26 protein-coding genes and 2 tRNA genes are annotated in these 25,681 nt (G+C 65.4%); 13 read left to right on the top strand and 15 right to left on the bottom strand.

The window, feature by feature from the left end; all coding sequences use genetic code 11:
- Positions 1 to 262: 262 nt before the first annotated feature.
- Positions 263 to 979 (bottom strand): TetR/AcrR family transcriptional regulator, encoded by a 717-nt coding sequence (locus ACIBG0_RS36430; protein WP_397039115.1) that lies wholly within the window; start codon positions 977 to 979, stop codon positions 263 to 265.
- A 98-nt stretch (positions 980 to 1,077) separates the two neighbouring features.
- On the opposite strand from ACIBG0_RS36430, the gene ACIBG0_RS36425 reads away from it, so the two are divergent.
- The gene (locus ACIBG0_RS36425) at positions 1,078 to 1,779 is read left to right on the top strand and encodes an NAD(P)-dependent oxidoreductase (protein ID WP_397039112.1); all 702 of its coding nucleotides are present in this window, start codon (positions 1,078 to 1,080) and stop codon (positions 1,777 to 1,779) included.
- A 170-nt stretch (positions 1,780 to 1,949) separates the two neighbouring features.
- On the opposite strand, the gene ACIBG0_RS36420 is transcribed toward ACIBG0_RS36425, so the two are convergent.
- Complete coding sequence (locus ACIBG0_RS36420; protein WP_397039109.1) at positions 1,950 to 3,902, bottom strand: GMC family oxidoreductase N-terminal domain-containing protein; 1,953 nt, start codon at positions 3,900 to 3,902, stop codon at positions 1,950 to 1,952.
- Between the two features lie 7 nt (positions 3,903 to 3,909).
- On the bottom strand, positions 3,910 to 4,071 hold the full coding sequence (locus ACIBG0_RS36415) for a hypothetical protein (RefSeq protein ID WP_397039106.1): 162 nt from the start codon (positions 4,069 to 4,071) through the stop codon (positions 3,910 to 3,912).
- Positions 4,072 to 4,339: 268 nt separating this feature from the next.
- On the opposite strand from ACIBG0_RS36415, the gene ACIBG0_RS36410 reads away from it, so the two are divergent.
- Entirely contained in the window at positions 4,340 to 4,681 is a 342-nt protein-coding gene (locus tag ACIBG0_RS36410; RefSeq protein WP_397039103.1) for a hypothetical protein, read from the top strand.
- Here the strand turns inward: ACIBG0_RS36410 and ACIBG0_RS36405 are convergent.
- Both ACIBG0_RS36405 and ACIBG0_RS36400 read right to left on the bottom strand, forming a co-directional pair.
- Positions 4,673 to 4,746, bottom strand: a tRNA-Pro gene (locus ACIBG0_RS36405). The genes ACIBG0_RS36410 and ACIBG0_RS36405 overlap by 9 nt on opposite strands.
- Positions 4,747 to 4,790: 44 nt before the next feature.
- Positions 4,791 to 4,864: transfer RNA gene (locus ACIBG0_RS36400), tRNA-Gly, on the bottom strand.
- A gap of 491 nt (positions 4,865 to 5,355) precedes the next feature.
- Here ACIBG0_RS36400 and ACIBG0_RS36395 point away from each other — a divergent pair.
- Positions 5,356 to 6,309 (top strand): diguanylate cyclase domain-containing protein, encoded by a 954-nt coding sequence (locus tag ACIBG0_RS36395; RefSeq protein WP_397039101.1) that lies wholly within the window; start codon positions 5,356 to 5,358, stop codon positions 6,307 to 6,309.
- Between the two features lie 38 nt (positions 6,310 to 6,347).
- On the opposite strand, the gene ACIBG0_RS36390 is transcribed toward ACIBG0_RS36395, so the two are convergent.
- From ACIBG0_RS36390 to ACIBG0_RS36370, 5 genes are all read right to left on the bottom strand, one after another.
- Positions 6,348 to 7,124 (bottom strand): alpha/beta fold hydrolase, encoded by a 777-nt coding sequence (locus ACIBG0_RS36390; protein WP_397039098.1) that lies wholly within the window; start codon positions 7,122 to 7,124, stop codon positions 6,348 to 6,350.
- 25 nt (positions 7,125 to 7,149) lie between these two features.
- The gene (locus tag ACIBG0_RS36385) at positions 7,150 to 8,085 is read right to left on the bottom strand and encodes a PDR/VanB family oxidoreductase (RefSeq protein ID WP_397039095.1); all 936 of its coding nucleotides are present in this window, start codon (positions 8,083 to 8,085) and stop codon (positions 7,150 to 7,152) included.
- A 181-nt stretch (positions 8,086 to 8,266) separates the two neighbouring features.
- Complete coding sequence (locus tag ACIBG0_RS36380; RefSeq protein ID WP_397039092.1) at positions 8,267 to 9,346, bottom strand: Rieske 2Fe-2S domain-containing protein; 1,080 nt, start codon at positions 9,344 to 9,346, stop codon at positions 8,267 to 8,269.
- A gap of 97 nt (positions 9,347 to 9,443) precedes the next feature.
- On the bottom strand, positions 9,444 to 10,187 hold the full coding sequence (locus ACIBG0_RS36375) for an IclR family transcriptional regulator (RefSeq protein ID WP_397039089.1): 744 nt from the start codon (positions 10,185 to 10,187) through the stop codon (positions 9,444 to 9,446).
- Positions 10,188 to 10,199: 12 nt separating this feature from the next.
- Entirely contained in the window at positions 10,200 to 10,658 is a 459-nt protein-coding gene (locus ACIBG0_RS36370) for a MarR family winged helix-turn-helix transcriptional regulator (RefSeq protein ID WP_397039088.1), read from the bottom strand.
- Positions 10,659 to 10,842: 184 nt separating this feature from the next.
- On the opposite strand from ACIBG0_RS36370, the gene ACIBG0_RS36365 reads away from it, so the two are divergent.
- From ACIBG0_RS36365 to ACIBG0_RS36340, 6 genes are read left to right on the top strand one after another with little or no spacing between them, the layout of a single operon-like run.
- Positions 10,843 to 12,291 carry an aldehyde dehydrogenase family protein gene (locus ACIBG0_RS36365; RefSeq protein WP_397039086.1) on the top strand — a complete coding sequence of 483 codons (1,449 nt, stop codon included), beginning with the start codon at positions 10,843 to 10,845 and terminating at the stop codon, positions 12,289 to 12,291.
- A gap of 19 nt (positions 12,292 to 12,310) precedes the next feature.
- Positions 12,311 to 13,411, top strand: a complete 1,101-nt coding sequence (locus ACIBG0_RS36360) for an NAD(P)-dependent alcohol dehydrogenase (RefSeq protein WP_397039084.1) — start codon at positions 12,311 to 12,313, stop codon at positions 13,409 to 13,411.
- A gap of 25 nt (positions 13,412 to 13,436) precedes the next feature.
- Complete coding sequence (locus ACIBG0_RS36355) at positions 13,437 to 14,360, top strand: SDR family oxidoreductase (protein WP_397039082.1); 924 nt, start codon at positions 13,437 to 13,439, stop codon at positions 14,358 to 14,360.
- Entirely contained in the window at positions 14,357 to 15,232 is an 876-nt protein-coding gene (locus ACIBG0_RS36350) for an amidohydrolase family protein (RefSeq protein WP_397039080.1), read from the top strand. The genes ACIBG0_RS36355 and ACIBG0_RS36350 overlap by 4 nt, the downstream gene beginning before the upstream one ends.
- Positions 15,229 to 16,743 (top strand): long-chain fatty acid--CoA ligase, encoded by a 1,515-nt coding sequence (locus ACIBG0_RS36345; RefSeq protein WP_397039077.1) that lies wholly within the window; start codon positions 15,229 to 15,231, stop codon positions 16,741 to 16,743. The genes ACIBG0_RS36350 and ACIBG0_RS36345 overlap by 4 nt, the downstream gene beginning before the upstream one ends.
- Positions 16,744 to 16,769: 26 nt before the next feature.
- Positions 16,770 to 17,228 carry a MaoC family dehydratase gene (locus ACIBG0_RS36340; RefSeq protein WP_397039075.1) on the top strand — a complete coding sequence of 153 codons (459 nt, stop codon included), beginning with the start codon at positions 16,770 to 16,772 and terminating at the stop codon, positions 17,226 to 17,228.
- A gap of 10 nt (positions 17,229 to 17,238) precedes the next feature.
- Here ACIBG0_RS36340 and ACIBG0_RS36335 read toward each other — a convergent pair whose 3' ends face one another.
- Both ACIBG0_RS36335 and ACIBG0_RS36330 read right to left on the bottom strand, forming a co-directional pair.
- Positions 17,239 to 18,054, bottom strand: coding sequence for an Fpg/Nei family DNA glycosylase (locus ACIBG0_RS36335; protein ID WP_397039072.1), 816 nt, complete (start codon positions 18,052 to 18,054; stop codon positions 17,239 to 17,241).
- Positions 18,055 to 18,257: 203 nt separating this feature from the next.
- The gene (locus tag ACIBG0_RS36330; protein ID WP_397039069.1) at positions 18,258 to 18,731 is read right to left on the bottom strand and encodes a ribose-5-phosphate isomerase; all 474 of its coding nucleotides are present in this window, start codon (positions 18,729 to 18,731) and stop codon (positions 18,258 to 18,260) included.
- A gap of 174 nt (positions 18,732 to 18,905) precedes the next feature.
- Between ACIBG0_RS36330 and ACIBG0_RS36325 the strand changes: the two genes are divergently transcribed.
- Positions 18,906 to 20,081: a M48 family metallopeptidase gene (locus ACIBG0_RS36325; RefSeq protein ID WP_397039067.1), complete on the top strand. Its 1,176-nt coding sequence runs from the start codon at positions 18,906 to 18,908 to the stop codon at positions 20,079 to 20,081.
- A gap of 1 nt (position 20,082) precedes the next feature.
- On the opposite strand, the gene ACIBG0_RS36320 is transcribed toward ACIBG0_RS36325, so the two are convergent.
- Positions 20,083 to 20,745, bottom strand: coding sequence for a DsbA family protein (locus tag ACIBG0_RS36320; protein ID WP_397039065.1), 663 nt, complete (start codon positions 20,743 to 20,745; stop codon positions 20,083 to 20,085).
- Between the two features lie 163 nt (positions 20,746 to 20,908).
- On the opposite strand from ACIBG0_RS36320, the gene ACIBG0_RS36315 reads away from it, so the two are divergent.
- The 3 genes from ACIBG0_RS36315 to ACIBG0_RS36305 all read left to right on the top strand — a co-directional run bounded on the left by ACIBG0_RS36315 (position 20,909) and on the right by ACIBG0_RS36305 (position 23,855).
- Positions 20,909 to 22,132: an NAD(P)/FAD-dependent oxidoreductase gene (locus ACIBG0_RS36315; RefSeq protein WP_397039062.1), complete on the top strand. Its 1,224-nt coding sequence runs from the start codon at positions 20,909 to 20,911 to the stop codon at positions 22,130 to 22,132.
- A 97-nt stretch (positions 22,133 to 22,229) separates the two neighbouring features.
- Complete coding sequence (locus tag ACIBG0_RS36310) at positions 22,230 to 22,631, top strand: YciI family protein (protein ID WP_397039059.1); 402 nt, start codon at positions 22,230 to 22,232, stop codon at positions 22,629 to 22,631.
- Between the two features lie 6 nt (positions 22,632 to 22,637).
- Complete coding sequence (locus tag ACIBG0_RS36305; RefSeq protein ID WP_397039057.1) at positions 22,638 to 23,855, top strand: RNA polymerase sigma factor; 1,218 nt, start codon at positions 22,638 to 22,640, stop codon at positions 23,853 to 23,855.
- Positions 23,856 to 24,045: 190 nt separating this feature from the next.
- On the opposite strand, the gene ACIBG0_RS36300 is transcribed toward ACIBG0_RS36305, so the two are convergent.
- Together ACIBG0_RS36300 and ACIBG0_RS36295 are read right to left on the bottom strand one after the other, a co-directional pair.
- Complete coding sequence (locus ACIBG0_RS36300) at positions 24,046 to 24,441, bottom strand: hypothetical protein (RefSeq protein ID WP_397039054.1); 396 nt, start codon at positions 24,439 to 24,441, stop codon at positions 24,046 to 24,048.
- Between the two features lie 485 nt (positions 24,442 to 24,926).
- Positions 24,927 to 25,403 (bottom strand): hypothetical protein, encoded by a 477-nt coding sequence (locus tag ACIBG0_RS36295; protein ID WP_397039052.1) that lies wholly within the window; start codon positions 25,401 to 25,403, stop codon positions 24,927 to 24,929.
- Positions 25,404 to 25,681 lie beyond the last annotated feature (278 nt).

Raw genomic sequence — 25,681 nt, 5'->3', positions numbered from 1 at the left:
TCCGAGCGCAAGATCGCGGGTCCGCGCTGACGTCGGCGACCAGTCCACCGACACTCTGAACAGGACCTGCGCTGACGCCTGAACCGAGTGCGAGCGATTAGTCCTTATCCCGTGCGCGCCCTCAGGCTCGAAACCGCGTACCACCCCTCGCGCACCGCCACGGCCGCCGCGACAACGTAGAACGCAGCGGTCGGCCGAGCCTGTCAGTGCGATGCCGCCCCAGAAACGACAGCTGACAACCGGCGGAGCACCATAACCGGACTCAGTGCTCGGGTGGATCCAGGCCCAACGAACGGATGAGGTGGCGGATTTCGTTGCGGTAGAGCTTTTCCGGGTCGGTGGTCTGGGAACGCAGGTGGCCCAGGATTTCCAGGGAGACCAAGCCGTGCAGATGGCCCCAGATGCGCAGGGCGATCGCGACCGCGGCGGGAGGTAGGCCGGGGAATTCCGCCTTGACCTCTTCGACGAGTTTCGGTTCGAAGTCCGTCCACTCGAAACCGTTGTCCGCGTAGTAGTTTTCGGCGTGCGGCCATGCGCCTGCGGCCAAACCCGTCAGACCAGCGCACACACGGTGTTCCGCGTCCGGGGCCGCGCCACCCTCGGGAGCCTCGTAGTTGGGGACGGGATCGCCGTAGATGAGGCGGAACCCAGCGGGATTCGCCACGGCCCAATCGCGAAATGCACAGGCCCACGCGATTATTCGTCCCGAAGCGTCGGCAGCGGGACGGGCATCGCGGGCAGCCTCGACCGCATCGGCGAGCTCGGAGTACACATCGTTGATCAGCGCGGTGATCAGGTCGTCGCGGGTCGGGAAGTAGCTGTAGACCGCGTTGGCCGTCATGCCCATTTCACGCGCGATTGCCCGCAGGGTGATGGCGCCCGGTCCGCCCTCGGCCATCAACCGGAGCGCCACCTGCTTGATCTCCGCTGTCGTCTCGGAGCGTCGTAACTCCCGCCGGCTCGGCGTCGCAGTGCCCACGGCGGCAACTCTACAGCGGCGTGAGAAAACTAGACGTTGCTCAAATACTTCACGGCGTATAGTTTACACACGCCGTATCAATTAGTCCGAGGAGAATCATGTTCATAGGAATCGTCGGCGCGACCGGCAATATCGGCCAGCGGGTACTCACCGAGGCAGTCGCCCGCGGTCACCACGTCACGGCGTTCACCAGGGACGCCAGTCAGATCACCACGAGCCAACCGAATGTCAGCTGGCGCAGCCTCGACATCTTCGACAGCGCGGCCATTGCCGCGGCCCTCCCCGGCATGGACGTCCTGGTCAGCTGCTACCAACCGGGAAACGCGGCAGCGGATTTCAACGACACCCTCGCGCGCTCCATCGCCGATCCGACGGTCTACGGACGTGCCGCGCGTTCACTGCTCGATGCATTGCACACGCACCCGCGCACCCGCCTGATCGTGGTCGGCGGTGCGGGAAGCCTGGAGTACGAACCCGGCCGGGTCACCGCCGATGACGACCAGCGCCTGGCCGATACCCTCGACGGACTCGGCCTGCCCCGCGAATACGCGGCAGCGGTCCGCGGCCACCGCGCCGCCCTCGATATCCTGCGCACCTCGAACCGACTCTGGACTTACCTCAGCCCGGCCGAATTGATCGCCCCCGGTGAACGGACCGGCCGCTACCGAGTCGGCGGCGATCAGCCGATCCGCGACACCGACGGCCACAGCCGCATCTCCATCGAAGACGCCGCGGTCGCCCTACTCGACGAGATCGAGCTACCGCGGTTCATCCAGCGGCGCTTCACAATCGGATATTGACCGGATGCTCGCGCACCGACGATCGATGCGGGAGTTCAGCTTTCGCTTTTCAACTTGCGCCTCGACCGCTCCCTGAACCACCTGATCGCCGACTGACCGACAGCCGCGCCCTGTCCGACAAGGGGCTGCGGCTGTGGGAATATCCGACACACCGACGGGCCGGGCAATGCTCAGGTCAGCCGCGCGGCCAGACGTGATGCGTTCATGTAGGCAATGGCCTCGATGCTGATCATCGGGTTTACCCCGGACGCCGTCGGGAAGCAGGAGGCGTCGGCGACAACGACATTCGGCACATCCCAGACCACTCCATCCGGATCGGTGGCCGAATCCGCGCGGGAGCCGCCCATACGTGCCGAACCCATGATGTGCAGCGCACCCATCGCACAGCGGCCGGGATCGTAACCAGCACGCAGACATTCGGCAACGAAGGTGTCGTGTGAGCCCGCGACTCCGGGTTCGTGGACCGGACCGGTCTGGTGCCCCGAGAAGATCCGGAGCGCGCCCGCCGCCTCCAAAATCCTTGCCGCACCAGAGATTCCGGTATGCATATGCGCTTGGTCGTATCCGGAAAGGCGATAGCGGACAACCGCATCGCCCGCACGATCGACCGATACCATGCCGTGGTCGCGGTCCCGGGTGATCACCCCGACGGCGACGGTATTCGCGAGGTTGTGCATGATCGCCCGGTGCTGCGCCGCGCCGGTCCAATTCAGGAAGCCGACCGTCATGGCGGGTGTCAACGGCCCGGTTTCGTAGATAACGCCGTAGCCATGGCCGTCGAGGTCACGATGCTCGCAGGAGTAGCGCGTCTGCATGCCGCCTTCCCATGGCCGGATCTGCTCGTCGAAGGTACCGAAGACCGCGGTGGCCGGGTGCAGTCGCAGGTAGCGGCCGATATTGCGGCCGGATATTCCGGAGCGACGCAGCAGCGCCGGTGTCTGTATCGCACCCGCCGCGACAACCACCGCACGGGCCCGGACGGTGACCGTGTCGCCGTGCGACGTGACGGCCTCGACCCCACTGGCACTGCCCTCCCGCAGCGTGATCGCGCGCACCTCGGTATCGATCAGCAGCCTGGCACCGTGCTCTTCGGCATCGGCGAGCCAGGTCTTGGTCACCGACTGTTTCGCACCGATGCGACATCCGAAACCACAACGGCCGCACTCGATTCCGGCATCGCAACCGCGCACATTGCGCGGCATCGCATCGACATGCCAATCCAGGGCGCGCAAACCGCGCTCCAGGACGCCGTCACGACGGGAGGCACCGGAGTGGTCACCGTTGACACCGAGCCTGGCCACCACCGCGTCCAGCGCCTCGGTGTACTCGTCGGCGACGAACTGCTTGGCGCCCAGGCTCGCCCATTCCTCGCGCACATCGTCGGGCGTACGGAACGAGGTGGTCCAGTTGACCACCGTGCCACCGCCGAGACACGATCCGGCGACCAGGCCGAGCTGTCCCTCCTGCGTGGTCACCGGGCCCGGTGCGTACAGGTTCAGCAATCCGGCAAGTTCGCCGGAGCCGAAGTCCGCGTCGTCGTAATAGCACCCGCGTTCGACAACCACGACATCCAGTCCGGCCGCCGCGAGCACCGCCGCCGCGGTGCCACCGCCCGCACCGGATCCGACCACCAACACATCGCAGTCGAGCGTCGTATCACTCGTCGGTCGCACTGGCGCAAGAGCGGGCTTCGGTGCCTCGGCAAAGGCACCGAGCGGACCCGGAAATCCCATCTCCCGCCAGGCCGGATTGGTCCCGGTCGAGCCGGGCGTCGCGTAGTACGCCGTCAACGCCGCCCCCTTGAGCGCCTGGAATACCGCGCGCTTGCGACCGAACCGGGAGCTGCCGAGCCGCACCATGGCCTGTTCGCGTTCATCCTGACTCAGCTCCGCGAACCTGCGCGGTCCCGCCCCGATCAGCACTCCGAACCCACGCGAGTTCCACACTCGCAACAGCGTTTCGAAGGCGCGGCGCTGCGCGGCACTCGGATTGCGAGCGAGCAACTGCTCGACGGATTCGACGGCTCCCAGCCGTGACGCGGACGGCAACTCCGCACCGTCTCCTGGGGCGAAGGTGTCACAAATCAGTCCGAGCGTCGTGCGCTCGGCGAGGGTCAACGCCATCGTTCTCCTACCCCGAAAACAGAACGGTCATTAACTTAGCCGATCCGCGCCGAATCCGCGGCGGATCAGGACCGCTCATCCGCAGCGCGGCGGAAAGCAGATCCAGAATGTTGGGCTCGTCGTCGACCACGAGAACGGTCGCGGCCGGTGACGTGTCACGGTCGGGCACGGGTCCACACTATGCCGCACCCTCGGCGACATCATGGAGGGCGATCACATCAGGCGAATTTCGGCCGGGATTCCGCGCGAAGAACGCCGCCAGCTACGTCCCGGCATCGCGCCAGCAGGTTGCCCCGCAACACTTTTGACGCCTCGAACGCCAACGCACTTCGACAGTGCCGGACAGATCGTGCGAACGCGTTCGGTTAGCCACCGTCCTGCTCGGCCCCGAGGGCCGCCAGGATCCGATCCAATTTGGAACTGAACCGGTCATCCATTTGAGCGAGCCGGTCATCCATTTGAGCAAGCCGATCATCGATTCGAGCGAACCGGCCATCCACTCGAGTGAACCGATCATCGATCTCAGCCCGCAGACCAGCGAACCGGTCTTCGATTTCGGCCCTCAGACTGCCGATCTCCTCGATAACCGCAGTATGGTCGCGCTCCACCTTCGCGCCCAACGCGGTGAGGTCGGTCGAACTACCCGCTTCGCCTTCAACTCCGCCTGCTGCATCGTCACCACAGACATCAGCGTCTCCAGGTTGCTAACCCGGACCTCCAATGGTGCCGGCATCCGTCACCCCTCGAACAACTACGAACCGGCGTTTCAGTCGGGGTGACAGGATTTGAACCTGCGACCCTCCGCTCCCAAAGCGGATGCGCTACCAAGCTGCGCTACACCCCGTGGCCTCGCGGCGAAAGACGGTGCCGACGAGGATGAATCCTGTGTGGAGCGGGTGACGGGAATCGAACCCGCACCATCAGCTTGGAAGGCTGAGGTTCTACCATTGAACTACACCCGCAGGCATACGACATCTGATGGGATCGCCACGATGTCGTGTGCGAACCGACTGTACCGAATCGGGCCTCGGAAACGCCAATCAGCCCCCACCGAAGCGCTCAGTACGGCCCTGATCCAGCGGATCACCGCAACCATCAGTAGCCGATCGCTATTACTGAGCGGAGAACCGCCGTTTCGGCGTGCTGTCGGCGTGTCGGTCCGCGACTTCCCGGCGAACACAATTGATGTGTAACGCCGGCGGCCCGGCAGCGATGACATACCCGATCGCCATTCGCGAGGTACCGATAACTCGTTATAAAACGGCGTTTTTCAGTGCCGAGTGGCTTGCTAGGATCCTTTTTGCCGGACGGGGGTATCTGGAAAGGGGGCGGTGAGCGTGCACCAAGCGAGGTGGACACAACCGCATAGCAGTGGGAACGATCGGGGTGGCGCCGGCACCTGCGTGGGAACAGGGCACCCGGGTACCGACATCACCCGTGGCGGGTGAGTGCGATGTCTGCGGATATCGAGCCACCCGTAGCGCAGATGGCAGGCGCGTGGGCGCGTGCGGTCTGCGCGGAACCGGGATCACACGCGTCACCGCAACAGTTGCAACCGGTATTGGTCGAGATCATCGATCGACTGCTGTTGCTGGCCAGGTCCGAGCCCTTCCCCGTGCCCGCGGCGCGGGACCTGGGTGCGCGACTGGTCGAGGCGCCGTTCGAGCGGACCAGAATGCTGGCCCAGGCCACCCGCTGGCTGCTCGGCTTCCCGGCGGGGGCGCCCGGGTCACTGGTCGCCACCCGCTGGCCGCTGGTGGCCAGTCAGGCCATCGACAGCTATGCCCAGGCGCTGCAGGAGCGGGCGCTGGCCCAACAGGAGCAACACATTTCGGCCGCGGTCTCGTTGCGGGTGCAGGAGATCGCCGCGCTGCAGCATCGGCTGCGGCACGAGGCCACCCACGACGCGCTCACCGATCTGGCCAACCGGACGCTGCTGCAGGACAAGGTGCGGCTGATGACGGCCGATCCGAACCGTGGCGTCGGCCTGCTGCTGATCGACCTGGACCGGTTCAAGCAGATCAACGACAACTACGGACATGCCGTCGGCGACGAGGTCCTCGTCGAACTGGCCCGTAGGCTGCGCGAGATCTGTCCGCCGGATACGGTGATCTGCCGTTACGGCGGTGACGAATTCGTGCTCGCCACCAACCCGCTGCACAACACGCTCGGTGAAATCGCGCATCGCATCGTGGCCGCGCTGCGGGATCCGGTGTGGTCGACGGCCGGTCCCGTGCCGGTCTCGGCAAGTGTCGGCACCGCCTACTGTCCGCCGGGCGACTCCTGCGATTTCACCGATCTCCTGCGTAGCGCCGATCGCGCGATGTATTCGGCGAAGACCGCGGGCGGACGCCGCTTCGTCCTCGCCGACTCCGAGAAACCCGAAATCAAGGCCGTCGCAGGCTGATCCGGTACCGGCCCGCTGCTAGCCAGCGGGCCGGTACGTCAGCTGGGCAAAAACCCTTGTACCAGCGACACGAGTTCGGCTGGCTTCTCGAAGAACACCACATGGCCGCTATCGATTTCGGCGTATCGACTATTCGGGATCGCGGCGTGCAGCTCACGGGCGTGGGTAACCGGTACCAGCTGATCCTGGGTGCAGCCGATCACCAATGTCGGTGCGGCTATCCGGCTCAGCTCGTCGCGGATGTCCACGTCGAGATTCACCTCGATCTGCCGCAGCGTTCCCGGTTCCGGTTTCGTGGCGCGCAGTTGCGCCAGGCCCGCATGGCCGAGTCCGCGCAGGAATGCCGGACTGAACGCCAGCACCGGACCGAATGCGGACGCCATTTCCGGACCGGCCTCCAGCGACGCCGCCCAGCCGTGCAGAACGAGTAGTTGCCGCGGATCCTCGGTCACCGCCCAACCCGCCACCAGGACGAGTCTGCGCACCAGATCGGGGCGCCGCCCCGCGACCGCTGCCGCGACGACCGCGCCGAGGGAGAAGCCGACCAGGTCGACCGGGCCGGTCGAGGCGTCCTCGATGGTCGCGATGATCTGCTGGACCAGCAGGTCAAGGGTCAGTCGGCTCTCGGGTGCGGTGGAGCCGCCGCTGCCCGCGTAGTCGGGCGTGATCACGGTGTGGCGGTCGGTGAACTGGGCGATGAGGTGCCCGAAATTGGATTCGGCACTCATGCTGGTGCCGTGGACGAGGACCAAACCTGGTCCGGCACCGGCCAAGGAGTAGTGGACATCGGTATCCGAGACTCTGACGACGGGCATAACGGGAACCTTTCGATGGGCCGGACTAGATGTCCAGGACGAGGCGGGGGGTGTGGGCGCGTGAGCGGCAGATCATCATCACGTCGGTGTCCTGTGCGGTGAGAATGCTGTCGCGATGGTCCGGGATACCGTCGAGGACAACGGTTTCGCAGGTGCCGCAGGTGCCTTCACGGCACGAGGACATGACCGCGACACCAGCCTGTTCGACGGCATCGAGGACAGAGGTGTTCGCCGGGATGTGCACGGTGACACCGGATTGTGCGCATTCGACATCGAAGGCGGAATCGATAGTCACTTCGTTCGGCTTCGGTGCGAACCGCTCGAGGTGCAGGGCACCGGCGGGCCACGTCGCGGCGCAGCGGCTTTCGACGGCCGCCAGCAGCGGCTCCGGACCGCAGCAGTACACCAAGGTTTCCGGATCTGGATTGGACAGGATGGTGTCGAGATCGAGTGGGCCGGTCTCGCTCTGCGGACATACTTCGATCGGCCCGAGCGCCGAGAGTTCGGGGAGGTAGGCCATGCTCGCACGGGTACGGCCGCCGTAATGCAGGCTCCACTCGCCGCCGTGACCCGCGATGGTACGGATCATCGGCAGCAACGGTGTGATACCGACACCTCCGGCGATGAACCGGTAGCGTTGCGCGTCTCGCAGCGGGAAGTTGTTGCGGGGGCCACGGATTCGCAGACGTTCGCCCACGGTCAGCCGGTCGTGGACGTGGGCCGACCCACCACGGCCGCTCGCCTCACGCAGGACCGCGACCGTCAATCGGCCGTGGTCTTCTGGATCACCGCACAGTGAATATTGGCGTACCAGGTCAGGGCGCAGGATCAGGTCGATGTGCGCACCCGGCTGCCATTTCGGGGTATGTCCGTCGGTCGCGGCCATGGTGAGTTCGACGATGCCGTCGGCGAGGTCGCGACGGTCGGTGACCATGACTGCGAATTCCGGTTCGATGGTCATGCACGGGCTCCGATCAGTAGCTCAGGGCGCGAATCGGGAGCGGGATCGCGATGACCGTCGGGGTGTGCGAGCAACCACTGCCAGATCTCGATCGGGTCATCGGCGATACGGGTTGCGCCGCAATGGCATCGGCCGAACAGCTGATCACTGCCCGGGTACCACTGCACGCGGTGACAGGCGGTCATGCTCGAGTCGTTTCGGTCCGGGCGAGTTCGGCGATGAGCCGACGTGCCGCCAGCGCACCGGTGTCGATATTGATCGACAGCTCCTGGTAAGTGCCCCCGGCGCGCTCCTCCGCGGCGATGACCTCCTCGACGAGGTTCAGTGCCACCACGTCCTGCATCACCACGGTGTGATTGCTCTTGCGCAGGTAATCGGTGACGTCCTGATCATCGATCGCGAAATCCCGTGCCACCATCCAGAAGTCGTGTACCGAATGCTCGGTTTCCGGTGTGAGGGCGTACACAATTTCGGTGTGGAAGGCCTCGGGATCGGTGTCGGCGCAGTGGCCTGGCAGGTAGCCCTCGGGCGGATAGTTGCCCTGCGGCGCGACGCGGCTGTGCAGCCGGTACAGGCACGGGGGCTGGAACTCGATGTCCTGCCAGCGGGTGATGCGGCCGATCATGCCGGTCGAATTGGCATAGAACGGCGGGCATTCGGCATCGTCCATGTGCCGACTCACCCGCACCACACCGGCAGCCTGGTCGACCTCGGTGGTGATCGGCGTCTCCGCGACCTCGGGCGTGCCGATATAGCCGCCGTGTAAATAGGTTTCGTGGGACAGGTCCATCAGATTGTCCATCAGCAGCGCATGCCTGGCTTGGATGGTCTCCAAGCCGCGGATGGTGGTCCAGCCGTCCTGCACCAGCCACGGTGCGCGCGGGATCGCGGCCGGGTCGGCCGACTCGCGGTCGCCGATCCACACCCAGACGAACGAATCCTGTTCCACCACAGGGTAGGAAGCGACACGAGCGCTGCGGGGTATGCGGGTCTGCGCGGGCACCGCGACACAGGCGCCGGTGCGGTCGTAGGTGAAGCCGTGGTAGCCGCAGACGACGCGGTCATCGACCAGCCGCGACTGCGATAGCGGGTAGCGGCGGTGGATGCAGCGGTCCGACAGTGCCGCCACCGTGCCGTCCTCGGACCGGTAGAACACCAGTGGCTCGTTGCAGATGGTGCGCGCGAAGAGCTCGCGACCGATCTCTTGGCTGTAGGCGGCCACATACCACTGGTTGCGGACTATTGCGGTTGTCGGGCTCATCGGAACGCTCCTGAAGGTGATCCCCCTGGCAGGCTGTGCGGTCCATGGTGTGGGCCGCGCCAGGCGTGAGCCAAGACACACTTCCGTCGAACGGAAGTCAGCGCCCGCCACCCAACTGCCGGGTGATGCCATGGGCCGCGGTGCGCACCGCCGGGGCCCACATCGCCCGGCGGGAGTCCCCGGCCGGTACGACAATCGACAGCGCCGCCACGACCTGGCCGTCGGAGCCGAAAACCGGTGCGGCGACGGAATATCCGTCGAGGGTCACCTGTCCATCACTGATCGCGACCCCGGTGCGACGCACCTCCGCCAGTGCCCGTCGCAGCACCTCGGCCGTGCTGATCGTCTTCGTGGTGAATACCGCCAGCGGCCGGTCGGCGATCTTGTCCACGATCTCGGCGGGAGCGTATGCCAGGATGGCCAACCCGACGCCGGTCGCGTGCATCGGCCAGCGTGCACCCACCCGGGTGCGCACGAATACCGCGTCACGCCCGGCGAGGAATTCGACATAGACCACTTCGGTGCCGTCGCGGACCGCCAACTGCACATTCTGGTGCGTCGCCTCGTACAGGTCCTCCATGAACGGCAGCGCGACATCACGGATCGGCCTGGCGCGCGGGCAGTAGGAGGCGATCTCCACCATGCGCAAACCGATCTGATAGCCGCCGCCCGCGGCCCGATCCAGCGCACCCCACTGCACGAGATCCACCACATGCCGATAGACCGTGGTCTGCGGTAGACCGGTGCGCTCGGCGAGTTCGGACAGCTTCAATACCGGGTGGGCGTTGTCGAATGCCTCCAGCAGGACCAGTGCGCGGGCCAGGACCGAAGACTGGGTCATTGCCGAAGTCCGTCAGGACAGCGCATGCCAGGCTCGCACCAAGGCCGAGCGGAAATCGTCGGCCTGCTCGGCCGTCATACCACTGATCATCTGGTGTTCCACCGCATCGACCTCGTCGGCGACATCGGCAAGCAACCGCCGCCCCGCCTCGGTGAGGTGGATCAGCAACTCGCGCCGGTTGCGTGCATTGCGTTCGCGCGCAATGAGTCCGCGACTCTCCAGCGCGCGGACCACATCGGCGACCGACTGTGCCGTGACGAACGAATCCCGCGCCAGCTGTGCTGCCGGTAAGCCGTCGTGCCGCTCGAGCACGGTCAGCGCGGTGTACTGCAATGCGGTGATCCCGATCGGGCGAAGCAGCTCGTCCAGGCGCGCACGCACCGCCAGTTCGACCCGCTTCACCGCGTACAGCAGCGAAGTCTGGCTGCCCGGCAATCGGCGTACGGGCGGCTTCGCCTCCGAGATCGTCACCAGCACTCTCCTGACCTCTGCGCGGTAGCGGAAATGTTCGGCGAAATCGAGAATAGACCATTGACAGGAATCCTGTTAGTGGCGAATAGTGGCTGACATCACTAAAACCATCAGGTTTCCTGTTGATGAGAGCAGGCGCATCTCGGCCGGGCGGCCGGGATCGTCGGGACGGGACCGAGCAAGCATGAGCACGAACGACAACATCGACGGACAGCTGTTCATCGATGGCAAATGGCGAAATTCCGCATCGGGTCGCCACAGCGATGTGGTGGACCCATCGACCGGTCGGGTTATCGGCACCGTCGCCGAGGCCGACCGCGGCGACGTCGATGACGCGGTCGCCGCCGCGCGCGCCGCATTCCCCGAATGGGCAGGCCGCAGCGCTCGGGAACGGGCACGCATCCTGCTTCGGATCGCCGAGCTGGTGCGCGAGAACGCCGACGAGCTGGTCCGGCTGGAAAGTCTCGACGTCGGCAAGCCGGTCACCCTGTGCCGATCGGTGGACGTCGCGACCACCATCGAACAGTACGAGTACTGCGCCGCGCTCGCCCAGACCATCGACGGCGCCACCCGCCGCACGCCGCTGCCCGCCTTCGCCTACACCCGCCGTGATCCACTCGGCGTTGTCGCCGCCATTACGCCGTTCAACTTTCCGCTGATCCTGTCGACCTCCAAGATCGCGCCAGCGCTCGCCGCGGGCAATGTCGTCGTCCACAAGCCCGCCGAGGAAACACCGCTCAGCGCGCTGTTCATGGCGACATTGTTCGAACATGCCGGTGTGCCGGCGGGTGTAGTCAACGTCGTCACCGGCGCCGGGCCGGTCGTAGGTGCGGCACTGCTCGAACATCCGGGCGTCGACAAGATCGCGTTCACCGGATCCACCGAGATCGGTCGGCGCGCCGCGAGCGCGGCGGGTGCGGCATTGAAACCGGTGACCATGGAACTCGGCGGCAATGCCGCGCACATCGTGTTCGCCGACGCCGATCTCGAGAAGGCGATCGGCGCGATCATCAAGGGTTTCGTCTTCAATACCGGGCAGTTCTGTATGGGCGGTCCCCGGCTGTTGGTCGCTCGGCCGCTCTACGAGACCGTCGTCGGCATCCTCGGTGAAGCCGTCGCGGGCGTACCTGTCGGCGACCCCCGCGATCCGGCGACCGTGGTGGGACCGATGGCCGCGCAACGGCATGTCGCGAAGGTCGAAGAGTATGTCGCGCTGGCCCGCCGGGAGGGCGGCCGGGTGGTGTGCGGCGGCGAACGACTGGATCTCGACGGCGGGTATTACTACCAGCCCACCGTGATCGCGGACCTCCCCGACGACTCACGCGTAGTGCAGGAGGAGATCTTCGGACCGGTGCTCACGGTGCAGGCATTCGATACCGAGGACGAAGCGATCGCGCTGGCCAACGGCACGCCCTACGGACTCGCATCCGGCCTGCACACCACCGATCTCGCCCGCGCGCACCGCGTCGCCGACAAATTGCAGGCCGGCATCGTCTGGGTCAACGACTGGGCCATGCTCGACCCGGCCATGCCATTCGGCGGTGTCAAGGACTCCGGCTTCGGACGCGAATACGGACCGGAGGCCCTCGCGTCCTACACCAAGGTCAAATCCGTTGTCATCGCCCTCGATTGAATCCGCAAGGACACCCACCATGACCACCACCACATGGGCAGCCGTCGTCGAATCCGGCGGTGCGCCTTTCACCCTCGCCCCGATCGAACTCGATGAACCACGACCGCACGAGGCGATCGTGCGCATGGTCGCGGCCGGTGTCTGCCATACCGATCTGGGCGTCGCCAGCGGCGGGCTGCCGTTCCCGCTGCCTGGCGTCCTCGGTCATGAAGGCGCGGGCATCGTCGAACGCGTCGGATCCGAAGTCACCGGTGTCGTACCCGGTGATCACGTACTACTATCGTTCACCTCGTGCGGAGGGTGCGCGAACTGTCGCGACGGGCACCCCGCCTATTGCGCGACGTGGTTGCCGCTCAACCTGATCGGCGGTGCGCGAGCCGACGAGAGTCACACTATTACCCGCAACGACACGCCCTTGGGCGGACACTTCTTCGGGCAGTCGTCGTTCAGCCGACTCGCACTCGTCGACGAGCGCAGCATGATCGTCGTCGACCCCGACGTACCGCTGGAAACGATTGCCCCACTCGGGTGCGGTGTCCAGACCGGTGTCGGCGCGATCTGGAATGTCGTGCGGCCGCGCCCTGGTTCGAGCGTTGTCGTACTCGGTGCCGGTGCGGTCGGATTGTCCGCGATCATGGCGGCCGTACTGTCGCCGGCCACGACGATCATCGCCGTCGACAAGATCGCCGAACGCCTCGAACTGGCCTGGGAACTCGGCGCCACGCACCTCATCGATGCGACGACAACCGATGTCGCCGCGGCGATCACCGAGATCACCGGTGGCGCGGACGCCGTCGTGGAAACCACCGGCAGTACCGCAGTGCTGCGCGTCGGGGCGGATGTCCTCGCCGCACGCGGCACGCTGGTCATTGTCGGCGCGCCACCGTTCGGTGCCGAGGTAGCGCTGGACGTCAATGCCATGCTGCCGGGCCGCAAGGTCGTCGGACTCACCCTGGGCGATAACGAAACCCGAACCGCCATACCGGCTTTGGTGTCGCTGGTCCGCAACGGTCGGCTTCCGATCGACAGGTTGATCACCCGATACCCCTTCGACGATATCGAGCAGGCCGTCACGGATATGACCTCCGGCAAGACGATCAAACCTGTCCTCGTCTTCTGATCGCATACCGAAAGGAACATCGCATATGGATCTCACCGGCAAAGTCGCCATCGTCACCGGCAGCGGCCAAGGTCTCGGCCTCGCCTATGCCAAGGCTTTGGCCGCCGCGGGCGCGGCGGTCGTAGTCAACGACGTGGCTGCCGACCGCGCGGAGAAGGCCGCCGCCGAAATCGCCGAAGCGGGCGGTCGAGCACTCGCCGTACCGGTCGCCGTCGGCACCACCGAGGCCGCGCAGTCTCTCGTCACGGCGGCCGTCGACGCATTCGGGCGACTGGACGCGATGGTGACCAATGCGGGCATCCTGCGCGACAAGGTGCTGTGGAATATGTCCGACGACGATTTCGACGCCGTCATACACGTCCATCTGCGCGGCACCTTCACCTGCGTTCGGGAAGCGGTCAAACACTTCCGTCAGGCCGGGCACGGCGGGCGGGTCGTGCTCGCCGGATCCCCGGCCGGACAGCGCGGCAATTTCGGTCAAACCAACTATGCGGCAGCCAAAGCCGGTATCTCGGCGATGGCGCGTACCTGGGCGATGGAATGCGCGAAGGCCGGAGTCACCGTCAACGCGATCGTCCCCAATGCGGCGACCGCGATGACCGAGACCATTCCCTTCCTCGCTCCCTACGTCGACGCGATGAAGAACGGTGAGCCGATCCCGTCGGTGGTGCGCCGCGCCGCCTCGTTCGGCACCCCGGACGATGTCGCCGGACTGGTGGTTTTTCTGGCCTCCGACGCGTCCGCGGATATCACCGGTCAATGCATCGGTATCGGCGGCGACCGGTTGTCGCTCTGGTCGCATCCGAGCGAAATCCGCAGCGCCTTCCTCGACGGCGGCTGGACCGCCGACGCGATCGCCGAGGCATTCGACTCCTCGATCGGTGAGCAGCTCGAAACCTATGGCATCCCGCTGCCCAAGATCCCGACCACCGCGAAGCAGCTGTCATGAGTCTGGACCTGGACCAACTCGTCGCGATCGACGTGCACACGCATGCCGAAACCGATGGCTGCGGCCACTATTCGCTACCGGAGCAACTGCGGGCCGGTGCCGACGCCTACTTCGGCGCCGAATCGGGCCCGCCGACCATCGACGAGATGGCCGCCTACTATCGGCAGCGCCGCATGGCCGCGGTCGTATTCACCGTCGATGCCGAAGCCGCACTGGGTCATCGGCGGATCAGTAATGAAGACATCGCCACCGCGGCCGCCGCGCACAGCGACGTCCTCATCCCGTTCGCCAGTATCGATCCGGCCAGAGGAAAAGCGGGGCTGGCCGAAGCCCGGCGACTGGTTGTCGAGCACGGGGTCCGCGGCTTCAAATTCCACCCGAGCGTGCAGGCGTTCCGGCCCGACGATCGTGCGGTCTACCCGCTGTACGAGACCATCAGCGAACTCGGGGTGCCCGCCCTGTTCCACTCCGGGCAGACCGGAATCGGGTCCGGGCTCCCCGGTGGCGGCGGAATCCGGCTCAAATACTCCAACCCGATGCTGCTCGATGATGTGGCCGTCGACTTCCCTGATCTGACGATCATCATCGCGCACCCGTCGTTCCCGTGGCAGGACGAAGCGCTGGCCGTGGCCACCCACAAACCCAATGTCTATATCGATCTGTCCGGGTGGTCGCCGAAATACTTTCCACCGCAGCTGGTCAAGTACGCCAACAGCCTGCTCAAACGAAAGGTGTTGTTCGGCTCGGACTTTCCACTCATCTCACCGGATCGGTGGATGAAGGACTTCGAGCAACTCGATATCAAGGACGAGGTCCGCCCTCTGATCCTGCGCGAAAACGCCATCACCGCATTGGGATTGAGGTCGACATGATGGACCAGGGAATCGGTTCGTGGCCGCGTCGGCGCGCCCGAATGGAACCCGACGCCATCGCGCTGATCCAACAAGACCGGCGCGTCGACTACGCCACCCTCGCCGATCGCGTGGACGCACTCGCCGCGGCACTCGCCGATTTCGGCGTCGGACCGGGCGATAGGGTCGCCTACCTCGGGCACAACGATATCGCGACGTTCGAAACCCTGTTCGCCACAACACATCTCGGTGCCATCTTCGTCGCGCTCAACACTCGACTAGCGGCACCGGAGATCGCTGGTCTACTCGATGATGCCGATCCAGCGGTGTTACTCACCGGTGCCGACAGCGGTATCGATGCGCTCGCACGAAGCTCCGCCACGGCCCAACTGCTGCACCTGGGCGAGGAGTACGAGAACGCGATCACCGAACACCGCGGGCGAACACCGCCCGCCCAGGCGGTCGGACTCGACGATCCCGCATTGATCCTCTACACCTCCGGAACCACCGGCCGCCCCAAAGGCGCCGTGCTCACCCACGGCAATATCGTCTGGAACACCCTGAACCAGTTCGCCCATTTCAGTCTCGGCCGCGACGATGTCAGCCTGTGTTCCGCGCCGCTGTTCCACGTACTCGGCCTGGGGCAGATCACACTGCCGACCCTCTACGCGGGCGGAACAGTCGTTGTCATACCGAAATTCGATCCCAGCGAGTTCCTCTCCACCATCGAGCGCTGTCGGGCCACGGTTTTCCCGCTCGCCCCGACCATGCTGAAAATGCTGTGCGAGGCGCCGGAATGGGAGACCACCGATCTATCGAGCGTCCGCTGCGTCGCCTTCGGCGGCTCCCCCGTCCTCGAACACGTGGCCAAGGCGTGGCTGGCCCGCGGCATCCAGGCCCTACAGGGCTACGGCATGACCGAGGCAGCGCCCGGCGTGCTCATGGCACTGCGTCACGGTGCCGACGCACATCCGGTATCCGCGGGTGTTCCGCACTTCTTCACCGATGTCGCGCTGCTCACCCCGACCGGCGAGATCATCGAAGGACCCGGCCAGGGCGAACTACTCGTCAAGGGCCCCAACGTCTTTGCCGGATACTGGCAGCGACCCGATGCCACCGAAGAGGCGTTCATCGACGGATGGTTCCGCACCGGCGATATCGTCCGCATCGACGATGACGGCTGGGCGCACATCGTCGACCGCGTCAAAGACATGATCATCTCCGGTGGCGAGAACATCTACCCTGCCGAGGTCGAAGCGGCCATCGCGCGCCTGGAGGGCGTCGGCGACTGCGCTGTGGTCGCCGTGCCGGACGAACGCTGGGGTGAGGTCGGATTGGCGTTCATCGTCCTGCGCGCCGGTCACGTCATTGATGAAGACACGATTCGCACCCATCTCGAAGCGAACCTCGCCCGATACAAGATCCCGAAGTATTACCTTTTCCGCGAGCAACTGCCGCGAAACGCCCTCGGCAAGCTCCAGCGCCTGATGCTGCGCGACGACGCTCGCCACCTGCGCGGACTTACCCCGTAACCACGACAACCCAAGGAGACCGCCACATGGCGACCACCGTCGACAAACCCACCGACCTACTCGACCTCATCGGTACCGAACTCGGCACCAGCGACTGGCTCGAGATCCCCCAGCGCGATATCGACCTGTTCGCCGAAGCCACCCACGACGAACAGTGGATCCACGTCGATGTCGAACGCGCGAAGACCGGCCCCTTCGGCGGCACCATCGCCCACGGTTACCTGACCTTGTCGCTGCTCATTCCGCTCTGGTCGGAAATCCTCGTCATCGAACACCGCGGCATGGCAATCAATTACGGCCTCAACAAAGTTCGCTTTCCAGCCCCCGTCCCCGCGGGCGCCAAGGTCCGCCTCACGGCCACCCTCGCCGACGCCACCGACCTCGGCGACGGCGCGGTCCAAGTCACCGTCGACGCGGTCATGGAACGCGAGGGCGCCGACAAACCGGTATGCATCGCCCAGATGGTGCACCGCTACTTCCAGTAGATCCGACCTCTCAGCTGGACTGACAGGTGGGACACCAGAAGAGGTTTCGACCCTCCAGCACGCTGTGCGCGATCGATGTGCCGCAGAGGCGGCAGGGCGCGCCGGGGCGGCGGTAGACGTAGGTGCGTGGGCGGTCGGATGCGTAGGACGGTTCGCCGTGGTCGTGTTCGGGGCGGACGACGACCATCTTGCCGACTCGCACGCCGACCCGCATCAGCGCGACCAGATCGGTCCACATCGCGTCCCACTCGTCGACGGTCAGCGCGGCGCCCGGTCGATGTGGCGAAATGCCGTGCCGGAAAAGCAGTTCCGCGCGATACACGTTGCCGACACCAGCGAGTACTTGCTGATCCATCAGCAGTGCACCGATCGGCCTGCGCGAGCGATGAATTCGCCGCCATGCCCGTTCGGGATCGGCGCCGCGCCGCAGCGGATCAGGTCCGAGCCGTTCGGTCAGCGCCGTCACCTCCGCCCGGGTGTACACCTCGCAGGCGGTCGGGCCGCGTAAATCGGTGCCGTACAGGCGATCATCGGCCGAGGCGTCACCGACGATCCGCATCCGCACCTGCCCGACCGGCTCCCCCATCGGCAGCGGCACCTCGGTGAATACCCCGTACAGCCCCAGGTGCACATGTACGACCAGACCCGACTCGTAGTGGTGCAGAAGGTGTTTACCCCACGCCTCAGCCTTGACGAGCGCCTGACCGTCGACCCGCGCGGCCCCGGCGGCGAATTTGCCCTGCGGGCTGGAAACACGCACCACTCCCCCGGCGAAACGCCGCTGATGTAGTCGCGCGAGCCGATGCAGCGTATGCCCTTCAGGCATCGAAGCTCGAAATCCTGTCCGGTCCGCCGACGCGCGCAGCAGCGGCGGCGACACCCTGCTGCGAGCTCGAAACGCAGACCACACTGCCCCCGAAGCGCCATTGCCGGAGCCGGTGCGGCGCATAGCTCTCAGGCATCGAAACTAGAGATCCTCTCCGGTCCGCCTCGCATCGCCGCTCGGCTTACCTTGCGCGGATTACGCGCTCAGTGGGCCGGAATCGCCGGGGCCACACCGGTCTTCTCGTACTCGGCCAGGATATCGATGCGGCGCTGGTGGCGCGGCTCATCGGACCATTTGGTGGAGACGAACGCGTCCACGATCGCCAGCGCCTCCTCGGTGGAGTGCATGCGGCCGCCGATGCCGATCAGCTGGGCATTGTTGTGCTCGCGGGCCAGCTGGGCGGTCTCCACGCTCCAGGCCAGCGCGCAGCGGGCGCCGGGCACCTTGTTCGCGGCGATCTGCTCGCCGTTGCCGCTGCCGCCGAAGACCAGCCCGAGGCTGCCCGGATCGGCGACGGTGCGACGGGCCGCCTCGATGCAGAAAGCGGGGTAGTCGTCGAGTGCGTCGTACTCGAGGGCGCCGCAGTCGACGACCTCGTGGCCCGCCTGCTCCAGATGGGCCTTGACGTGATTCTTCAGTTCGAAACCGGCATGGTCGGCACCCAGGTATACGCGCATGGCTGCGATTGTGTCAGGCGTGTTTCGCAGTGCCGCGAGAGGGGATATGCGACGCCGCGCGACCGCGATTAACACCGTTAGCGCCCGCGGCGAATCGACAGATGTGCCACTGCCGGTGTCCGCAACGTCAACGGCACCGAACCCCATCCCCGGCAAATGAATAGAGTTCTCAGCATGCAGCCGCCCGAATCCAAGCCGCCCCAGCAGGCGGGCCGACCCGTCGACCCCTATCCCGCATTGGGCGGGTGGGCGCAGGCTCAGGACGCGACCGCCACCTCAGTTTCCGCCCAACACGATTCGCCTCAGTACCCATCGACACCGCAGTACCCATCGATACCCCAGCCTTTTCCCGGTTCGCCGTACCCGACACCCCACTACGGTCCGGCGGCGTACGCCCAAGGTCCCTACGGTGTGGTTCCGGTCCCACCTGGTACGCCCCCGCAGCGGCAGCCGCGCGGCCTGTCCCCCTACGGCATGCCAGCACGGCACCCGTGGGAGATTCCGCTGCTGGTCGTCGTCTGTTTGATCACCGCGCTCGCGATGCTGATCGCGCTGGCGGCGTGCATCGATCTCGTGCTCGATGGGAAGCAGCCGAACATCTACCTGATCATCCTGGTCTTCGCGCCGATCGTGGTGTGGTTCCTGCGCGGTATGAGCTACGCGTCGATGCGAGTCAACGGTGTCAAGATGTCGCCGACCCAGTTTCCCGAGGGCTATCAACTGGTGGTCGAGGCGGCCGCCCGATTCGGGATGGCCAAGGTGCCGGATGCCTACGTCGTGCTCGGTAACGGCCAGATCAATGCCTTCGCCTCCGGTCACGGGTTCCGGCGCTACGTCGCGGTCTACAGTGATCTCTTCGAAATCGGCGGCGCCGCACGCGAACCCGAGGCGCTCGCCTTCATCATCGGTCACGAGGTCGGACATATCGCGGCCGGGCACACCTCGTACTGGCGTCAGCTCGGCATGTTCGTGGCACCGTCACTGCCCATCATCGGCAGCTCGCTGATCCGGTCCCAGGAGTACACCGCCGACAACCACGGCTACTGCAACCGGCACGTCGGCGCACCCGGGGCCATGGGGACCCTCGCCGCGGGCAAGTACCTGAACAAACTCGTCGGCTTCGATGAAATGGCCGATCGGGCCGCGGTCGAGAAAGGCTTCTTCGTCTGGATCAGCAACGCCATGTCTTCGCATCCGGTGCTGACCTGGCGGATGTGGGCACTGCGCGACCGCAGCAGACACGGCAAACTGTTCTGGCGACCGAGCCGACCGGCCGGTGCGCCACCGGCCGGTCCCTACCCGAGCAGCTACGGCGAGGTTCCGGCGTTGCCGCCGAAAACCGTGCCGTAGGTCAGTCGAAGGACGGATCCTCGGTCCTGGTCCGCTTCAACTCGAAGAAGTGCGGGTAGTCGGCCAACGTGACCGCCGCATCCCACAGCTTCCCCGCCTCCTCGCCGCGCGGAATCCGCGACAGCACCGGACCGAAGAAGGCGTTGCCGTTGATGTGGATGGTCGGGGTGCCGACATCCGGACCGACCTTGTCCATGCCCGCGTGATGGCTCTCGCGCAGCGCCGCGTCGAATTCGGTGCTCTCGGCGGCCGCGGCGAGTTCGGCGGGCAGCCCCACCTCGGCGAGCGAATCCGCGATCACGGCGGCAAGGGATTCCTTGCGGGACTCGCGCGCGTACTCCTCGCGACGGTTGTGGATGCGGGTGCCCATCGCGGTGTAGAGCGGGGAGAGCACCTTATCGCCGTGCTCCTGCGCGGCGGCGATGGCGACCCGGACCGGACCCCAACCGGTGGCGAGCAGCTCCTCGTACTGCGGCGGCAGCCCCTCCTTGCCCTCGTTCAGCACCGACAGGCTCATCACGTGGAAGCGGGCCTCGATATCGCGGACTTGCTCGACCTCGAGAATCCAGCGGGAGGTGATCCAACACCAGGGGCACAGCGGGTCGAACCAGAAATCGGCAACGTTCTTGGTGGTCGTCTCGCTCACAGACGTGTTCCTCTCCATCGCACGCTCGTAACGCGCGGATTCGCCGCGCCACTATCCGTGGCCAACCACGCGGACGCGCGATTCGTTCCCGGACCGGACGCTCGATTTTCTGCAAAGGCGGCCTCGGGTCCCAGTAGGGTGACACGCAGGCGTCCGGTTCCCTCCCGAAAAGGAGTCCGTTATGACCTCCGATCAGCATTTCGTTATCGTCGGCGGCGGGTTGGCCGCGGCCAAACTGGCAGAAGCACTGCGCGCCAACGATTTCCCCGGAACCGTCACGCTGATCAGCGCCGAAGATTACCTGCCCTATGAGCGACCACCGCTGTCCAAGGAACATCTGGCCGGTAAGAAATCACTCGAGGAATTCACTGTCGATCCGGGCCAGTGGTACCGCGATCACCACATCGATGTCCGGCTCGGCACCGAGGTCGGCGCGATCGATCCGCGCGCGAAAACCGTGACGCTGCCGGATGGTTCGACGCTCGGCTACGACAAGCTCGCACTCGCGACCGGCTCGACACCACGGCGCCTGCCGATTCCGGGCATGGATGCGCGCGAGGTGTACACGCTGCGCACCATCGACGATTCCGACCGCCTGATCGATCTGTTCGGCACGGCCCGGCGGCTGGTCATCATCGGGGCGGGCTGGATCGGGCTCGAGGTCGCCGCGGCCGCGCGCGCCGCCGGGGTCGAGGTCACCATTGTCGAATCCGCCGAACTGCCGCTGTTGGCGGCGCTCGGTCCCGAGATGGGTCGGGTCTTCGCGGATCTACACCGCGACCACGGCGTCGACCTGCGATTCGGCGCGCAGGTCGAGGCGATTACCACCGATCAGGGCGATACGGATCTGGCGAGCGGTGTCCGACTCGCCGACGGCACCGTGATCGAGGGCGATGCGGTACTTGTCGCGATCGGTGCGCGGCCGAATATCGAACTCGCCGCGAACGCTGGACTGGCGACCGACGGTGGCGTACTCGTGGATGCGAGCCTGGCCACCAGTGACCCGGATATCGTGGCGGTCGGCGATATCGCCGACGCGCAGCATCCGGTGCTCGGACGTCGAATTCGGGTGGAGCACTGGGCGAATGCACTGAATCAGCCCGCCGTCGCGGCGCAAACCATGCTCGGCAAGTCGGCCTCCTACGACCGGCTGCCGTACTTTTTCACCGACCAATACGACCTGGGCATGGAATACACCGGATATGCCGCGACCGGTGAATACGCGCGGGTGGTCGTGCGCGGTGATGTGGGCAAGCGCGAGTTCGTCGCATTCTGGCTCGATGCCGATAACCGGGTGCTGGCGGGAATGAATGTGAACATCTGGGATGTGACCGACCGGATCAAGGAGTTGATCGGCCAGCAGGTCGATCCGGAACGGCTTGCCGACACCTCCGCGCCACTGTGATGCAGATCACTATCGAGGATGTGTCGGTTCTGCGTGCACGGCTGCGACCTGATCGCGAGCGCGCCGCAGGGGCGCATCGAAGGCTAGGAGACCGGATATGAAGTACATGCTGCTCAAGACCTATGGCCCCGCCGCCAACTGCGACATTCCGATCACCGAGTGGACGCCGGAGGAGATCCAGGCGCATATCGACTTTCAGCGGGCCCTCGGCGCGGAGCTGGCCAAGACCGGTGAGCTGGTCGACGCGCAGGGGCTGGCCGGGCCGGACGAGGCACGACTGGTCAGTTCGGACGGGCGCTCCGCACCGGTTATCACCGATGGTCCGTTCCCGGAGACCAAGGAGTTCCTGGCCGGATATTGGCTTGTCGATGTGGAAAGTCCGGAGCGTGCGCTGGAGATCGCCGCACAGGCTTCGGCGGGCCCCGGACCGGGTGGCAAGCCGATCGGTGAGTACATCGAGGTACGCGCGGTGATGGGTGCTCCGGCGACCGAACAATAATTATCCATGCCCGAAGCGCTGCCCATCGAGGACCTGTTGCGTGAACTCGCGCCGCAGGTCCTCGGCACATTGGTACGCCGATTCGGCGATTTCGACACCGCCGAGGACGCGATGCAGGAGGCGATGCTCGCGGCGGCGACCCAATGGCCCGCCGATGGGTTACCGGATAATCCGCGTGGTTGGTTGATTCAGGTCGCGCAGCGGCGGATGGCCGATGCGGTGCGCGCCGAGGTGGCTCGGCGGCGCAGGGAGACAACGGTTTTCGAGCGCGACGTGCCCGATGCCCAGGCCCTCGAGCGTGACGACACGCTGGCCGTGTTCTTTCTCTGCTGCCATCCCGCGCTGACGTCCGCGAGTGCCATCGCACTGACATTGCGTGCGGTCGGCGGGCTCGGCACAGCGGAAATCGCCAACGCCTTCCTGCTGCCGGAAGCGACCATGGCGCAACGGATTACGCGTGCGAAGAAGAAACTGGCCGCCATCGACCGCCCGTTCGCCAGGCCCGGTGATGCGCAATGGCACGAACGGCTCGGTTCGGTACTGCATGTGCTGTACCTGATCTTCAACGAGGGACACACCACCACTGCGGGCCCCGACCTACAGCGCACCGACCTCTCGAATGAGGCGATCCGACTGACCAGGTCGATCCATCGACTGCTCCCCGACGACACCGAGGTCACCGGCCTGCTGGCGCTCATGCTGCTCACCGACTCACGGCGCGCCGCACGCACCGGAACCCACGGTGAATTGATTCCGCTCGCCGAACAGAACCGCGCACTCTGGGATCGCAAGCTGATCACCGAGGGCATCACCTTGACGACCAGCACCCTCGCCTCCGGCCTCACCGGCCCCTACCAGATCCAGGCCGTGATCGCCGTACTGCACGCGCAGGCGCTGCGTGCCGAAGACACCGACTGGCGTCGAATCCTGGCCCTGTACAACATGATCGAGCGCATCTCGAAGAACCCGATGGTCACCCTCAACCGCGCCGTCGCCACCGCGATGGTGCACGGCCCCGCCGCCGGACTCGAACTCGCCGACACCCTCGAAGACCAGCTGGCGGGCAACCACCGCCTCAACGCCGTCCGCGGCCACCTACACGAAATGGCCGGCGATTTCGCCGCCGCCATCACCTGCTACACCTCCGCCGCCAACCACACCACCAGCATCCCCGAACGCGACTATTTGACCCTCCGCGCCGCGCATCTCCGCCACCAATCCTGACCCGACAGCGCCGGGATTAGACGATTACCACAGGCAACAATCGCGTACAGGGAGGCCAATCCTAACGCGGCCTCGCGGCATGCTCTGCGTCCTGCCTTTAGAGATCCAGATTCCGATTGCAGTCGCCGAGAAATGCCTCCAAGAAAATGCGAGAGATCGTCATCCCTTGCTGTGTCCGAATTTCGTCGCACTACCCGGCGGTGCCCACTTCCTCGGCAACCTGATGACGCTCGATCGCCTCGAAGATCCCGATGTCGGTCCGCTGTTGCCACTCAGGCAGCTCGTTCCACGGTGCGACGTAACCTGGCTTCGGATCCGGAATGCGTGCGTAGATTTGGCCGATCCAGCAGATCGCTACGAACTGGCCTTTCAGTTCGGGACTCAATCGAGCAGCAGCACCGTTGGTAGCCTGAATGAAGTCGACAACCTGACCGTAGACGGCAGCTGCACTGGCGCGTTCCCACTCCGGCATACTTTCCCACGGGGCGATATAGCTGTCCTTCGGCGTACCCGGATAGTGGTTGGTGACACCGGTAATCCACGCCTCCCGAAAAACCTTGCCGCCGTGATCGTTGTCGCTGCTCAACAGTGCTCTCCTCGCTAGTATCTGGGTGACGCCGTCAGCGTAGCGATCTGGTGTTCAAGGTGGTCGATGTGCCGGTCGCCCCGCATTCCTGACAGTCGCTGACTGAACTGGTCGAGCCGTCGCCCTATGTAGCCGGATCGCGTACGACGAGCGATGGCGATTTCGCCTCCGCCATCACCTGCTACACCTCGGCCGCCAACCACACCACCAGCATCCCCGAACGCGACTATTTGCCCCTCCGCGCCGCCCACCTCTGCCACCAAACCTGACCCCCGGAATGTTGATCGGTTATCAGAGCACGTAGCGCACGTAGCGCATATGGTCCTCAATCCCGCGCCCCTTGAGTTCTGATGCCGCGCAATATGTGTCCCCAAACGGTCCCCACCGCTGCCAGGAGTGAGCCGTGCGCCTGATCAGGGCAATTGTGTACTCGGTAACTGTGTCGGTGGCGTAGTTCGGAGCTGCTGCTGTCGTCGCCGTTGTCGTCAGACTTGTCCCCCAAAAGCATCAATCGAATCAGGAGCCGCAGCCGGATCGATTCTGGATTCCCGGGATGCCGGCAATGCGGGGATCACAAATTGGTTTCGAGTCCAGCGCGCTGTCGCCGTCTGCCATCGTCCCTTGGGTGCCGACCACAGGCGGAACGCATTTCGGAGCGGAAGCCACTTCCAACGTTGATACTCACCGGTTTCGACGTTGATTCGGGCTCCTTGCTCCATCACCCCCAAGCGTGATGCTTCGGTCCAGACGACGCCTACCCAAGGCGTTCGCCCATCTGGGACAGGAACGGAGTATTTGACGTCCAGCTCAAGAGGCTCACTATCACACGTCATCTTCGGAATCGACTCTTTGTATTTGGATGGCAGAGCCAGGTCACCCCACACCTGGACATCCACTTCGTAGAGGGTCATCGGACCCATGGGCCGCAGGATGACGGTCGCCTCCGCTTTGCCGTTGGTCACTATGTGGCTCCGGCCTACAGACACAGCCCATCCGTGTACAGGCGATTCACGATGTTTCAGATACGTGTTGTACAGCGCTGTCGCAAGTGCGCCTATGGGGACGGACGCGAGCATTATGGCCAAAAGGGTTGGCAGCCAGTGCATGGCGAAAGGCTACGCCCGAACGTGGTAGCTCATCGGAGTCTGCTAGCGGACACGTGATAATCCGGCTGGGCGGACATTTGGCTCCGGGCTGGCGGACATGATTTCTCCGGATCGGCGGACATCTGGATCTCTGG

Origin of the sequence: Nocardia sp. NPDC050630, from assembly GCF_044457245.1 — a bacterium.
Classification (GTDB): Bacteria; Actinomycetota; Actinomycetes; order Mycobacteriales; family Mycobacteriaceae; genus Nocardia.
This window is presented reverse-complemented; position numbering and strand designations above follow the sequence as displayed.

Bases quoted from the DNA above. Each gene is read 5' to 3' on its own strand.
- ACIBG0_RS36425 (WP_397039112.1), top strand. From the start codon at position 1,078: ATGTTCATAGGAATCGTCGGCGCGACCGGCAATATCGGCCAGCGGGTA.
- ACIBG0_RS36420 (WP_397039109.1), bottom strand. From the start codon at position 3,902: ATGGCGTTGACCCTCGCCGAGCGCACGACGCTCGGACTGATTTGTGAC.
- ACIBG0_RS36395 (WP_397039101.1), top strand. From the start codon at position 5,356: ATGTCTGCGGATATCGAGCCACCCGTAGCGCAGATGGCAGGCGCGTGG.
- ACIBG0_RS36390 (WP_397039098.1), bottom strand. From the start codon at position 7,124: ATGCCCGTCGTCAGAGTCTCGGATACCGATGTCCACTACTCCTTGGCC.
- ACIBG0_RS36385 (WP_397039095.1), bottom strand. From the start codon at position 8,085: ATGACCATCGAACCGGAATTCGCAGTCATGGTCACCGACCGTCGCGAC.
- ACIBG0_RS36380 (WP_397039092.1), bottom strand. From the start codon at position 9,346: ATGAGCCCGACAACCGCAATAGTCCGCAACCAGTGGTATGTGGCCGCC.
- ACIBG0_RS36375 (WP_397039089.1), bottom strand. From the start codon at position 10,187: ATGACCCAGTCTTCGGTCCTGGCCCGCGCACTGGTCCTGCTGGAGGCA.
- ACIBG0_RS36365 (WP_397039086.1), top strand. From the start codon at position 10,843: ATGAGCACGAACGACAACATCGACGGACAGCTGTTCATCGATGGCAAA.
- ACIBG0_RS36360 (WP_397039084.1), top strand. From the start codon at position 12,311: ATGACCACCACCACATGGGCAGCCGTCGTCGAATCCGGCGGTGCGCCT.
- ACIBG0_RS36355 (WP_397039082.1), top strand. From the start codon at position 13,437: ATGGATCTCACCGGCAAAGTCGCCATCGTCACCGGCAGCGGCCAAGGT.
- ACIBG0_RS36350 (WP_397039080.1), top strand. From the start codon at position 14,357: ATGAGTCTGGACCTGGACCAACTCGTCGCGATCGACGTGCACACGCAT.
- ACIBG0_RS36345 (WP_397039077.1), top strand. From the start codon at position 15,229: ATGATGGACCAGGGAATCGGTTCGTGGCCGCGTCGGCGCGCCCGAATG.
- ACIBG0_RS36340 (WP_397039075.1), top strand. From the start codon at position 16,770: ATGGCGACCACCGTCGACAAACCCACCGACCTACTCGACCTCATCGGT.
- ACIBG0_RS36335 (WP_397039072.1), bottom strand. From the start codon at position 18,054: ATGCCTGAAGGGCATACGCTGCATCGGCTCGCGCGACTACATCAGCGG.
- ACIBG0_RS36330 (WP_397039069.1), bottom strand. From the start codon at position 18,731: ATGCGCGTATACCTGGGTGCCGACCATGCCGGTTTCGAACTGAAGAAT.
- ACIBG0_RS36325 (WP_397039067.1), top strand. From the start codon at position 18,906: ATGCAGCCGCCCGAATCCAAGCCGCCCCAGCAGGCGGGCCGACCCGTC.
- ACIBG0_RS36320 (WP_397039065.1), bottom strand. From the start codon at position 20,745: ATGGAGAGGAACACGTCTGTGAGCGAGACGACCACCAAGAACGTTGCC.
- ACIBG0_RS36315 (WP_397039062.1), top strand. From the start codon at position 20,909: ATGACCTCCGATCAGCATTTCGTTATCGTCGGCGGCGGGTTGGCCGCG.
- ACIBG0_RS36310 (WP_397039059.1), top strand. From the start codon at position 22,230: ATGAAGTACATGCTGCTCAAGACCTATGGCCCCGCCGCCAACTGCGAC.
- ACIBG0_RS36305 (WP_397039057.1), top strand. From the start codon at position 22,638: ATGCCCGAAGCGCTGCCCATCGAGGACCTGTTGCGTGAACTCGCGCCG.